The following is a 12,831-nucleotide window of genomic DNA, read 5'->3' on the forward strand; positions in this document are numbered from 1 at the left end:
AGTTGGAAGCCTCGCCCATGGCGCTTTAGCGCTTAGGGCGGGGAGCAGTCACCCGTCGAGCTTTTTCGCCAGCAGTTGGTTAACAGCCTGAGGATTGGCGGTGCCTTTGGAGGCTTTCATGACTTGGCCGACAAAAAATCCGACCATCTTGCCGCGTTTTTCCGGTTCGGCGGCACGGTACTGCTCCACTTGAGTTGGGTTGGCGGCCAGCACTTCATCAATCACTGCTTCAATGGCACCGGTATCGGTGACTTGTTTTAAGCCTCTGGCCTCAATGATTTCATCAGCAGTCAGACCTTCACCAGCCCAGAGGGCAGCAAAGACTTGTTTGGCTGCTTTACCGTTGATTGTGTCATCCTGCAGGCGTTTCAGCAGTCCGGCCAGTTGTTCCGGTGCTACCGGCGCCTGTTCAATCTCGATGCCATCACGGTTCAGCTGGGCAGAGAGTTCACCACTGATCCAGTTGGCGGCCAGTTTGGCATCACCACTCAGCTCCACCACCCGGTCAAAATACTCGGCCAGTGCACGGCTGCTGGACAGCACGCCCGCGTCGTATTCGGATAATCCCATTTGTTCGGTGAAGCGTAAGCGTTTCTGCTCGGGCAGTTCCGGCAGGGTTTCTTTCAGGTGCTGGATATAGGCATCATCCAGCTCTATTGGCAGCAGATCTGGGCAGGGGAAATAACGGTAATCGTTGGCTTCTTCCTTGGAACGCATGGCGCGAGTTTCATCCAGATCCGGATCATACAGACGGGTCTGCTGAATCACACGGCCACCATCTTCGATCAGTTCGATCTGGCGCTGGATTTCGTGATTGATGGCTTTTTCCACAAAACGGAAGGAGTTGACGTTTTTGATCTCACAACGAGTACCGAGCTTTTCCTGACCCTTGGGACGCACAGAAACGTTGGCATCACAACGCAAGGAGCCTTCCGCCATGTTGCCATCGGAGATACCAAGGTAGGTGACAATTGAGTGAATGGACTTAAGGTAAGCGACAGCCTCTTTGGCAGAGTTCATGTCCGGCTCGGAAACAATCTCCAGCAGCGGTGTACCTGCGCGGTTCAGATCCACACCGGTCATACCGTGGAAGTCTTCGTGCAGGCTTTTACCGGCATCTTCTTCCAGGTGGGCATGGTGAATGCGTACCCGTTTGATGCCGCCATCTTCCAGCGGGATATCCAGATAACCCAGACCGACAATTGGCTCAGCCATCTGGCTGGTCTGATAACCTTTTGGCAGATCGGGATAAAAGTAATTTTTACGTTCAAAACTGGAGCGCTGAGGAATCTCGGCATGAACCGACAGGCCGAACTTGATGGCCATTTCCACGGCTTTTTCGTTCAGCACCGGTAATACACCGGGCATACCCAGATCGATCACACAGGCCTGGGTGTTGGGCTCAGCACCAAAAGCAGTGCTGGCACCGGAGAAAATCTTTGACTGAGTGGCGAGCTGTACGTGTACTTCCAGCCCAATAACCGCTTCCCATTGCATAGTGCAAACCTTTTCTGAAAATGATCAATAACGAGTTCTGGTAAGGTGCCAGACTTCACTTTGGCCGGTATGTCTGCATTTGTGGACGCTGCGCTGATGTCACGGCAAGGGGTTGCTGCGAAAAGCGAAGGCCACTAACGCATCCTGCTCTCGTGGCATTGGCACATCCATGTGCGGCACAGGAGTGCGCAGCGCGGCGTTCGAGGCATGGATAGCCGAACACGCCGGGCAGTAGCACCGCTTGCAGTAGTGACATCATCCTGTCATGCATTACTTGAGTTCCGGAGCCTTAAGGTGGAAATCCGTGACCTGCTGGAACTGGTGTGCCACGTTCAGCAGTCGCCCTTCATCAAAATGGTTGCCAATCAGCTGCATCCCCACTGGACGCCCCTCAACAAAACCAGCAGGAACGGACATGGCAGGTAGTCCGGCCAGGTTCACACCGAGGGTGTAAATATCTTCAAGGTACATCTGTACCGGATCGCTGGTTTTGCTGCCCAGATCCCAGGCCGGAGTTGGAGTGGTTGGAGCCAGCAGCAGATCCACTTCGTTGAAGGCTTTCTGGAAATCCTGAGTAATCAGGCGCCTTAACTGTTGTGCTTTGCGGTAATAAGCATCATAAAAGCCTTCCGACAGGGCATAGGTGCCAATCAGGATACGGCGTTTAACTTCATCACCAAAACCTTCACTGCGTGAACGCTTGTAGAGGTCTTCCAGATCTTTTGGATCTGCACAACGATGACCAAAACGTACACCATCAAAACGCGACAGGTTGGAGCTGGCTTCAGCTGGTGCAATCACGTAATACGCAGGAATTGCCAGACGAGTCAGTGGCAGGCTGACTTCCTTGACACTGACACCAAGTTTTTCCAGTTCACTGATGGCCGCTTGCAGGCGCTCCGCCATCTGTGGATTTAAGTCAGCACCAAAGTATTCTTTTGGCAGGCCGATGGTCAGGCCTTGCAGGGGTTCATCCAGCAGGTTCTGGTAATCCGGTACGGTACGCTGGATGCTGGTGGAATCCCGTTGATCAAAACCGGCCATGTGTTGCAGCAGCAGGGCGCAGTCCTGTGCTGATCGTGCCATTGGGCCAGCCTGATCCAGACTGGAGGCATAAGCGACCATACCCCAGCGGGACACGCGACCGTAGGTGGGTTTGATGCCGGTGATACCACAAAAAGCAGCCGGCTGACGGATGGAGCCGCCGGTATCGGTGCCGGTAGCAGCAGGCACTAAGCGAGCGGCCACAGCAGCAGCAGAACCACCGGAAGAACCGCCGGGCACGGCATTCAGGTTCCAGGGGTTTTTTACGGCACCATAAAAGGAGCTTTCGTTGGAGGAGCCCATGGCGAACTCATCCATATTGGTTTTGCCCAGTGACACTGTACCGGCCTGTGCCAGTTTTTCGACTACAGTGGCGTTATAAGGCGCAATAAAATGGTCAAGGATGCGTGAGCCGCAGGCGGTTTTTACCCCTTCGGTACAGAACAGATCCTTGTGAGCAATGGGTATGCCGGTCAGTGGTGTGTGTGTTTCTTCCGCCAGCTGGCGATCAGCGGTACGGGCGGCATCCAGAGCTTCTTTTTCTGTCACTGTAATCAGTGCGTTAAGCCTGGGATTAAGTGATTCAATGCGCTGCAGAAAGGCCTGTGTCAGTTCAACGCTGGAAAATTTGCGTTCAGAAAGGCCCTGGGCCATCTGGGTAAGGCTGAGGTCTAGCATGAGATGTCCTGAATTCCTGTCATAAGGCGTGGGGGCTTATTCGATCACCCGTGGCACCAGATAAAGACCGTTTTCCGTGGCGGGTGCAATTTTTTGCAGAGTGTCGCGCTGGTTGGTTTCGGTCACTTCATCAATACGCAGGCGCTGGGTGGCATCCATGGGATGAGCCATGGGTAAGACACCATCAGTGTTTATGCCTTGCATTTCGTCCACCAGAGCAAGAATGCTGCTCAGTGCCTGAAGGTAAGGGGTGGTTGCTTCCGGTTCTATGTTAAGGCGTGCCAGATGGGCAGCCTTGTGAAGGTCTTCTGCTTTGAGCGTCATGGATATACCTTAAATGCAGGTTGAGTCGCTGCTGAGATGCAAAGAATAACACAAGGTCGCTGATCTGTTTATGGCAGTTTTCTGTAAAACCTGTCTTTATTTGCTGTGAGTTAAGGTAAACTAGCTTGCTCTGAACCCTTCAGGTTGCTAGAGTTTCCGCCCAGCGCCGGGATTTAACAGGATAGGTCACCAAAAGCATGATTAAACGTCTTAGAGGTATGTTCTCCAGCGATCTGTCGATCGACCTTGGAACAGCAAACACACTAATTTATGTGCGCGGTAAGGGCATTGTTTTGAATGAGCCTTCAGTGGTTGCTGTTCGTCATCATGGTAACCAGCGCAGTGTGGCGGCAGTGGGTTTTGATGCTAAGCGCATGCTGGGTAGAACGCCGGGTAACATCACGGCGATCCGCCCGATGAAAGATGGCGTGATTGCCGATTTCCATGTCACCGAAAAAATGCTGCAGCATTTTATTTCCAAGGTGCATGACAATAACTTTTTTACCCCCAGTCCCCGTGTGCTGGTGTGTGTACCCTGCATGTCCACCCAGGTGGAGCGTCGCGCCATCAAGGAGTCCGCAATTGGTGCCGGTGCTCGTGATGTGTTCCTGATTGAGGAACCCATGGCCGCGGCGATTGGTGCTGGCTTGCCAGTTGATGAAGCTCAGGGTTCCATGGTGGTGGATATCGGTGGCGGCACCACTGAAATTGCCATTATCTCCTTGAATGGTGTGGTGTATTCTGAGTCCGTGCGTATTGCTGGCGACCGCTTTGATGAAGCCATCGTTGCTTATGTACGTCGTCACTACGGCAGTTTGATCGGTGATGCCACGGCAGAGCGCATCAAACAGGAAATTGCTTGTGCTTATCCTGGTAGTGAAACAAAAGAGATTGATGTGCGTGGTCGTAACCTGGCAGAGGGTATTCCGCGCAGTTTCACGCTTAATTCCAATGAAGTATTGGAAGCCTTGCAGGAGCCGCTTGCAGCGATAGTGCAGGCGGTGAAGAGTGCGCTGGAGCAGTCGCCACCTGAACTGGCTTCGGATATTGCCGAGCGCGGCCTGGTATTAACCGGTGGTGGTGCGCTACTGCGTGACATCGACAAGCTGATTGCGGAAGAAACAGGTCTGCCGGTAATTATTGCGGAAGACCCGCTCACTTGTGTAGCGCTAGGCGGCGGCAAGGCCCTGGAAATGATTGATCAACAAACTTTTGACCTGCTGGCTATCGAGTAAAATCACAGTACAGTTCGCTTTGAAACGCCCCTCTGCCAAGAGCGAGGCGTTTCTTTGCGTTTAATGCCGGTTGTTGACCAGTTGCGAGGATAGAGTTATTAAGCAGTTATTTGCCAAGGGTCCTTTTCTCGGTTATCGCCTGATGTTTGCAGTGGTGCTTGGAGCTTGTCTGATGGTAGCGGAACACCGCTTCTCAGAAGTAGCAACGGCGCGCTCCTGGATCACCCTGATTGTTACTCCTCTGCAGTGGGCGGCAGATGCACCTGGACGCGTCTGGGGCTGGTCATCGGATAGTCTTGCCAATCGCAACCTGTTACTGGAAGAAAACCGCGAGCTGAAATCTCAGGCGTTGATCCTTGCTGAACGCAGTCAGATCATGGCGGCAGTGGCGGCAGAGAACGTACGACTTCGAGAACTACTCAATGCTTCCCACCGCTCTGAAATTCGCTTTATCACTGGTGAGTTGATCGGGGTGAATTATGATCCTTTCTCCCAGCAGGTCATCATCAACCGGGGTCGACAGGATGATGCCTATATTGGTCAGCCGGTGGTGGATGCCGCAGGTATCATGGGGCAGCTGGTATCCGTCACGCCTTATACCAGTCGCTTGTTATTGATTTCTGACATTAATCACGCCATTCCAGTCCAGGTTAACCGTAATGGCCTGCGATTTATTGCCCAGGGTACCGGACGAGCGGACGAGCTGCGACTGAGCCATGTTCCGGAAACAGCTGATCTGCGAGAAGGGGATCTGCTGATTACCTCCGGGCTGGGTGGGCGTTTTCCTTTTGGTTATCCGGTTGCGGTCATTGAAGAAATTTCCCATCAGCGCGGTGAACCCTTTATGGATGTGGTTGCAAAACCCCTTGCCCAGCTGGATCGCAGTCGTTACGTGTTATTGTTGTTCCACCAGCTGAGTGGTTCAGACCCGGAGCTGCTGGAAAAAGCACAACCAAGGAGATCAACGGATGGCTGATAGAAAACTTCAGGGCTTCTGGTTGATTCAACTGACTTTCCTGCTGGCGCTGTACCTGCAGGCACTGCCAATGCCACCCTCCCTGCTTTATGTACGGCCGGAATGGTTAAGTTTGGTATTGATCTTCTGGTCACTTAACCTGCCGCAGCGTGTTGGTATCATGCATGGTTTTGGCTGGGGCCTGCTGCTGGATCTGGTGGAAGGTACATTAATGGGGCATAACGCCATTGCACTGGCCTTGCTGGGTTTCCTCTCCAACCGGTTTTACCAGCGTATTCGTATGTATTCGATGTTAAAACAATCTGCCTTGGTGTTTTTGCTGATCGGTATCAGCCAATTGGTGTTCCAGTGGCTGCAAGGGATCTTTGGTGCCATGTCAGGTATAGGTTTCCTGTTGCTGCCCGCCTTGATTTCGGGTGTGTTGTGGAGCTGGCTGTACATCCTTCTGAATGGTTTGAAACGGCGTTTTGCCCTGATCTGATCAGAAAAGCACAACAACCAACACGGCAGTGAACAGGTGGCGCAATGAGTGAAGAAATCCTGATCAACATTACCCCCATGGAAACCCGGGTTGCCCTGGTCGAAAATGGTGTATTACAGGAAGTCTATATCGAGCGTACCCGTCGTCGGGGCATCGTTGGCAATATCTACAAGGGCAAGGTAGTACGCGTATTGCCGGGGATGCAGGCCGCCTTTGTGGATATTGGGCTGGATCGTGCAGCTTTTATCCATGTGGCTGAAGTGGCTCGTCCTGGTAACAACGATCAGCAGGGTGAACCCCTGATTGCCAGTCTGCTGCACGAAGGTCAGAGTCTGGTGGTGCAGGTCACCAAGGATCCCATTGGCACCAAGGGTGCAAGACTCACCACTCATCTTTCCATCCCTTCCCGTTATCTGGTGTACATGCCAAAAACACCTCATGTGGGTGTTTCTCAGAGAATTGAACAGGAAGCCGAACGTGAGCGTCTGAAAAACCTGGTTGGACAGGGTATGTCAGAAATTGCCGCAGATGAGCAGGGTGGTTTTATTCTGCGCACTGCAGCAGAAGGGGTGGGTAGTGAAGAAATCCTGGCTGATATTCACTTTTTACATCGGGTCTGGCAAGCCGTGGAACGGCGTATCAAGCGTGAAACCGGAATCTGTTGTGTATATGAAGACCTGCCATTGTTCATGCGTTCCATGCGGGATTTTGTCCGCCCCGAGCTGGAAAAAATTCGCATCGATTCTCGGGAAAATTTCCACAGGTTACAGGAGTTTGTGCAGGAGTTTGTACCTCTGCTGGACAACAAGCTGGAATACTACCCCGGTGAACGCCCAATTTTTGATCTTTACAGTGTTGAAGATGAAATCCAGAAAGCACTGGGTCGCAAGGTGCAGCTGAAAAGCGGCGGTTATCTGGTGATTGACCAGACTGAAGCCATGACCACCATTGATGTGAACACCGGTGGTTTTGTCGGGCACCGTAACCTGGAAGAAACCATTTTCAAAACCAACCTGGAGTCGGCTGCCGCCATCGTGCGACAGCTGCGATTACGCAATCTGGGTGGCATCATTATTATCGACTTTATTGATATGGATGATGCTGAGCACCAGCGTCAGGTGTTGCGCCTGCTGGAACGCAACCTGGAGCGGGATCATGCCAAAACCAAACTGTCTGGTGTCACCGAACTGGGTCTGGTACAAATGACCCGCAAGCGCACACGAGAAAGTCTGGAACAAATTGTCTGTGAGCCTTGTCACTTGTGTCAGGGACGCGGCACCTTAAAAACTCCAGAATCCGTCTGTTATGAAATCCTGCGTGACCTGTTACGAATGGATCGTGCGTATGGCGGAGAAGCCTATCTGGTGATGGCGGGACAAGCCGTGGTTGATCGTTTTCTGGATGAGGAGTCCGCTGCTGTGGCTGATCTTGAGTTATTTATTGGCAAAACCATACGTTTTCAGGTTGAAACGCTCTATTCCCAGGAGCAATTCGATATTGTTCTGCAGTAGGTCATGACAACCCGCTCAACTTCCTCTTCTTCGCTGCGGTTTTACCTGCTGCAGCTTCCTTTCTGGTCGGCACTGGTGCTGCTGGTGCTGACAGCCTTGCTGGTGCTTGCCATACGTTTTTTTGTGCCCCACCTAAACGGGATGCGACCAGATATTGAATACTGGCTGGGCCAGCAATTACCGTTTGAAGTACAAAGCTCGCGCCTCGATGGCAGTCTGTTTCGTATTGATCCTGCCCTGCGAGTCAGGGATCTGGAGCTGACCCGCAACAATACAACTTTTATGCGCCTGCGTGATGTACGGCTGGAGTTGGATACCCTGGCCAGCCTGACCGCCTTATCACCTCGCATGAAAGATGCCCAGCTGAGTGGACTGGATATCTGGATGCAGGAAACCACTAATGGCTGGGTACTGGCAGGCTGGGAGACACCGGACACCCCCCCGGTACAGACTGATGACTCAAAACCGCCAATGAACCTGCGTCAGATTCTGGCCGGTGTAGAACAACTGTTGGTTCAGGGTGAGCTGGATTTTAATGACTTGCAACTGCATTTCACCCCGTTGGACGGTGAACAATTGGTGTTTACGGCAGAGGCGCTTAACTACCGGCGCTGGTCGGGTGGTCGTCAGCTGGCTTTTGATCTGGGTATTGGTGCTGAAGTGACACAGACTGCACAACTGGTAATCACCCTGGAAGGTGAACAGTTTGATCCGCAGAAATCCAGCCTTGAAGCCTGGGTTAACTTGCCACTGCTTAGCCTGCAGGATTTTCGGGCGCTTTGGCCGCAGAGTTGGCAGGCTGGTTTCGAAACCATGGAAGGGCAGGTCTCTCTGGAAGCCTGGCTAACCATGAATAAAGGAGTTGCCAATCTTGATCTGCAGGTCAATGATCTGTCATTACAGCTGGATGCCAAAAACCAAGCCAGTCTGTCGCAGGCGGCCATTACCCTCAATGGTCAGCTGGATAACTGGACAGCCGATTGGCAAATCAATCAATTAAAAGCTGATGACTACCAGTTTGATCAGCTGGCCGGACGTATTCAGCGACAAGCGGATCGTTACCGCCTGCAGCTGCAAGAACTGAAACTACAGCCGCTGGCGCAGGTGATGCAGAAAGATTTACGGCTGCCAGTCTTTTTGCAAGAGTTGCTGAGAGACCTGCAACCGGTTGGCCATCTGCAGAATTTGCAGTTGGATGTGCCGGATAGTGGCTCAGCGGATTTTCGTGCCCAGCTGGTGGATGTGGGTGTGGATGACTGGGCGGGTGCGCCGCTTGGTGGCGGATTACATGGCTGGCTGCAGGCAGATGCCAAGGGTGGCAAGGTAATTTTTGGTGGTCATCCGCTGCTGCTGGGTTTCCCGAAGCTTTATGAACAAAACTGGGATTTCAGTGATGCACAAGGGCAGGTTAGCTGGCTGCTGGAAAATGATGATATCTGGGTCATTGGTGAGCAGCTGGCAGTGACCCTGCCGCTGGCCAATGCAGCCACACATCAGGATATTCGGGTAGCAGGTGATTTTTCCTTTCAATTAAGCCCGGATGACCAGCGTTTTTATCTGAATCTGGGGTTGTTGCCTGCTGATTTATCCGCTCATCACCAGCTGGTGCCAGAAAAAGTACTGGATGATCAACTGCATGACTGGTTACGCAAGGCACTGCAACAGGGGCAGGTTGAACAGGCTGGATTTTTGTATGCTGGCTCGGTAGCTCGTGGCAATTCTGCCACCTTTCAGTTTCTAGGCAATTTTAACAGCACTGATTTTCTTTATGATCCTCGCTGGCCACCGATTCAAAAGGCCGCCGGTTGGGTGTTGATGTTTGATGGTTGGGTGAAAGGGCAGGTGAGTGAAGGCTCGTTGTATGAGGCCAACTTAAAAAATGCCACCTTTGCCACCCATTCAAAAGAAGGCACCTCCCACATTGCTGTAAATACCCAGCTGGATGCCGGGTTGGAATTTTTCCCAAAACTGGTGCAAAACAGCCCGCTGCTGGATTCTGTACCTGAACTGTTACACGACTGGAATTATTCCGGTCGTGCAGTGGGACAAATCACACTGGATATTCCGCTGGTTGAAAACCCGGAAAACCTACTGGTGGATCTACAAACCCAGGTCAGCAACGGGCAGTTAACCATCAACCAGCTGGGTGTAGAAGTCACCGATATCAACGGGTCGCTGAACTTCACTTTTGATAAAGGGCTGGAGTCTCAGGGGCTGGTGGGACTGTTGTATGGGCAAAAAGCACAAGTGAAGCTTCTTACTGAGCCGGACTCACGGCTGGAGTTCTCGACTCGCCTGTCTTACCCGATGCTGGCTGAAGCTTTTGAGTTGCCGGCAGCTGATTGGATCAGCGGTGAATTTGATGTTTACGGTGCTATGCAGATGAACCCCTTTCGTGAACTGAATGTTCACACCAACCTGCAAGGCTTGTTATTACAACAGCCATTTCCCTGGCCAAAAGTGGCTGAACAATCACTGGAAACTCATCTGCAGCTGGATATGCAACAAACCTCCCTGCCGTTAACACTGCAGGCGGGTGATCTGGCGAACTTTATCAGTCACCTGAATGAACCTGAGCGTGGTATGCAGTTATTGCTGGCAGATCAGCAGGTGGAGCAGGCGACTCTGCCGGAACAAAAGGGATTGAGTGTGGGGGTAGATTTAAGGTCAATTAACCTGGATGTGATACAGACATTTTTAGCTGGACTACAACCGAAATCAACAGCAACACCGTCACCAAAACCCATTGTGGATGGTGAACTGACACAAAAGCTTAATGAGCTGGAGCCATTGCGACTGCTGGAGTTTCATAGTCGACAAACCCTCTGGCAAGGGCGGGATTACGGTGATGTCACCCTGAGCCTGGAAAACCTGCCGCTGGGTCTGAGTGCGCTGTTTGCCACTGATGTAGTCGATGGACAGCTGTGGTGGCCAAAAGACAATAACCAGCAGCTGGAGCTGATACTGGGTCGTTTACATCTACCTTCTGCAGCTAAAGAGCCTTCCACCACCAAAACATCAGCTGGACCAGCGCTGACAAAACGTCCTGTACCGACCAAGCCTGATTTGCTGGCTGATTTTGATCCGCGCCGTTTACCGGAAGCCTTTGTGCAGATTGATGCATTGCAACTAGGTGAGCGTCAGCTGGGTCGCTGGACGGCTGAGCTGCGCAAACAACCGGATGCCGTCAGAATCAACTCCATCTATGGAGAAATAGGACAAACTCAGATATCAGCCATGATGGAATGGTTTCATTCCAGTGAAACAACGCACAGCCGACTGGTTGGCAATTTGCGTGGACGTAATATCGCACCGGCGTTAAAGGCCCTTACCACGGATAACTCACCACTGGTCAGTCGTCGTCATCAGCTGGATTATGATCTCAGCTGGCAGGGATCACCCGCAGCCATCAGCCTGCCGGCATTGACGGGTGGTTTTAAACTGGATTTATCCGAAGGGCACTTCCCGAAAAGTGATGACCGGCTGCGCGGTGCCACCCGCTTTTTTGGCTTGATGAATCTGGATACCCTGCTGCGCCGCTTGCGGTTGGATTTTTCTGACCTGACCGCACGGGGGGTCAGTTATGAACGGATTCAGGGTAATTACCAGCTGCAGGATGGTTATTTGCGAACCATCAAACCAACCGAAGTGACCACCTCTGCCACACGCATTACCATTAAAGGTGAGGTGGATCTGCTGGAAGAGACTCTGGATCAGCAGCTGGTGGTGGTGTTGCCTGTGGCACAAACCCTGCCGCTGGCGGCAGTGCTGGTCGGTGCGCCGCAGGTGGGTGCAGGCATCTGGGTGATACAGAAGGTTTTTGGTAACCTGTTTGACACCTTCACCGAGGCTCGTTACAAAATTACCGGGCCACTGAGTGATCCTGAGATTGAATTACAACGGGTCTTTTAAGTGCTGAGACTCTCATGCTTGATATTCATGTGGTTGACCTGAACCAACCCGAACAATCCGCCGCACTGGTTACGCTGATGGATGAAGAAGCTGTAATTACCTGGCCTGCGCTCATAACGCTAATCAGTTCATCGCATTGCGAGCCACCATCAAAAACTCCCGATTGCCATCACCGCCGGTAATCGGGCTGGCTAACCAGTGGCTGACATGCAGCCCCAGTGTTGTCACCTGCTCACGGATGCGTTGTTCCACCTCGGCATACAATGCCGGGTCGCGCACAATGCCGCCTTTACCGATCTTCTCCTTGCCCACCTCAAACTGAGGTTTGACCAGAGTCATCAACCAGCCAGACGGTGCCAGCAGCACTGGTAATTGCGGCAGGATCAGCGTCTGAGATATAAAAGACACATCCATCACAATCAGGTCATACACCAGCGGTAAATCCTGCTCAGTGAACAGACCCGGCAGCAGGTTACGGGCATTGATCTTCTCCAGCGCCACCACTCGCGGATCATCCTGCAGACGCGGATGTAACTGATTCTGACCCACATCCAGACCTACCACCCGCTCTGCACCGGCCTGCAACAGCACATCAGTAAAACCGCCGGTGGACTGGCCGATATCCAGAGCCGTTAAGCCGGAAACATCCAGCTGTGCAGCCTGCAACGCGGCCAGCAGTTTAAACGCGCCACGAGAGACATAACGGTCTTCTTCCGCTGACTCCACCTGCAACTGGCTGTCTGCAGGCAGCTTTAAGCCTGGCTTGTTCACCACCTGCCATTCACCCGCCTTGAACAGCTGAACACGGCCTCCATCCAGCATTTTCTGAGCCTGAGTGCGTGTTTCTGCCAACCCCTGCTCAACCAGCAGCAGATCCAGTCTATGCATAGTAGTGAACCCTGAAAATAAAAATGCAGTTTACCCCAGCGGCAGCAACAAGTCCTTGTATTGACATTCTTTTTGGCGCAGTTTTTTTGCAGCAGTGCTTGCCTGAACAAGGCTGGGCTGTTAGTATTCCTGCCGCAGTCGAAGCAGTAAACGGACTGTATTTGTGGTGACCCCTGCTGGTCCTCCCGCAACACGAAATCATGAACCCCGCCAGGCCCGGAAGGGAGCAACGGTAGTGATGGATGTGTGTGCCGGGATGTGGCTGACAGGGGTCATCTCCATTTC

At 52.5% G+C, this 12,831-nt stretch carries 9 protein-coding genes and 1 other RNA gene; 6 read left to right on the plus strand and 4 right to left on the minus strand.

From position 1 onward, the window contains the following. Nucleotides 1-48 precede the first annotated feature (48 nt). The 3 genes from gatB to gatC form a co-directional block, all read right to left on the minus strand. Nucleotides 49-1,497, minus strand: a complete 1,449-nt coding sequence (gene gatB, locus IBX50_RS11930; RefSeq protein WP_292256133.1) for an Asp-tRNA(Asn)/Glu-tRNA(Gln) amidotransferase subunit GatB — start codon at nucleotides 1,495-1,497, stop codon at nucleotides 49-51. 270 nt (nucleotides 1,498-1,767) lie between these two features. Next, nucleotides 1,768-3,219, minus strand: a complete 1,452-nt coding sequence (gatA, locus tag IBX50_RS11935) for an Asp-tRNA(Asn)/Glu-tRNA(Gln) amidotransferase subunit GatA (protein ID WP_292256135.1) — start codon at nucleotides 3,217-3,219, stop codon at nucleotides 1,768-1,770. A 36-nt stretch (nucleotides 3,220-3,255) separates the two neighbouring features. After that, nucleotides 3,256-3,543 (minus strand): Asp-tRNA(Asn)/Glu-tRNA(Gln) amidotransferase subunit GatC, encoded by a 288-nt coding sequence (gene gatC / locus IBX50_RS11940; RefSeq protein ID WP_292256137.1) that lies wholly within the window; start codon nucleotides 3,541-3,543, stop codon nucleotides 3,256-3,258. A 197-nt stretch (nucleotides 3,544-3,740) separates the two neighbouring features. Between gatC and IBX50_RS11945 the strand changes: the two genes are divergently transcribed. From IBX50_RS11945 to IBX50_RS11965, 5 genes are all read left to right on the plus strand, one after another. Continuing rightward, the gene (locus IBX50_RS11945) at nucleotides 3,741-4,778 is read left to right on the plus strand and encodes a rod shape-determining protein (RefSeq protein ID WP_292256139.1); all 1,038 of its coding nucleotides are present in this window, start codon (nucleotides 3,741-3,743) and stop codon (nucleotides 4,776-4,778) included. 73 nt (nucleotides 4,779-4,851) lie between these two features. Beyond that, nucleotides 4,852-5,754: a rod shape-determining protein MreC gene (mreC, locus tag IBX50_RS11950; RefSeq protein ID WP_292256141.1), complete on the plus strand. Its 903-nt coding sequence runs from the start codon at nucleotides 4,852-4,854 to the stop codon at nucleotides 5,752-5,754. Then, on the plus strand, nucleotides 5,747-6,235 hold the full coding sequence (mreD, locus tag IBX50_RS11955) for a rod shape-determining protein MreD (protein ID WP_292256142.1): 489 nt from the start codon (nucleotides 5,747-5,749) through the stop codon (nucleotides 6,233-6,235). The genes mreC and mreD overlap by 8 nt, the downstream gene beginning before the upstream one ends. A gap of 44 nt (nucleotides 6,236-6,279) precedes the next feature. After that, nucleotides 6,280-7,746 carry a ribonuclease G gene (rng, locus tag IBX50_RS11960; protein WP_292256144.1) on the plus strand — a complete coding sequence of 489 codons (1,467 nt, stop codon included), beginning with the start codon at nucleotides 6,280-6,282 and terminating at the stop codon, nucleotides 7,744-7,746. 3 nt (nucleotides 7,747-7,749) lie between these two features. Further along, a complete protein-coding gene (locus IBX50_RS11965) occupies nucleotides 7,750-11,658 on the plus strand; it encodes a YhdP family protein (protein ID WP_292256146.1) in 3,909 nt (1,302 codons plus the stop codon). A 123-nt stretch (nucleotides 11,659-11,781) separates the two neighbouring features. On the opposite strand, the gene IBX50_RS11970 is transcribed toward IBX50_RS11965, so the two are convergent. Beyond that, a complete protein-coding gene (locus IBX50_RS11970; RefSeq protein WP_292256147.1) occupies nucleotides 11,782-12,546 on the minus strand; it encodes a TlyA family RNA methyltransferase in 765 nt (254 codons plus the stop codon). Nucleotides 12,547-12,720: 174 nt separating this feature from the next. Between IBX50_RS11970 and ffs the strand changes: the two genes are divergently transcribed. Continuing rightward, nucleotides 12,721-12,817, plus strand: an RNA gene (gene ffs, locus IBX50_RS11975) — signal recognition particle sRNA small type. Nucleotides 12,818-12,831: the final 14 nt, after the last annotated feature.

It is taken from the genome of Marinospirillum sp., assembly GCF_014859565.1.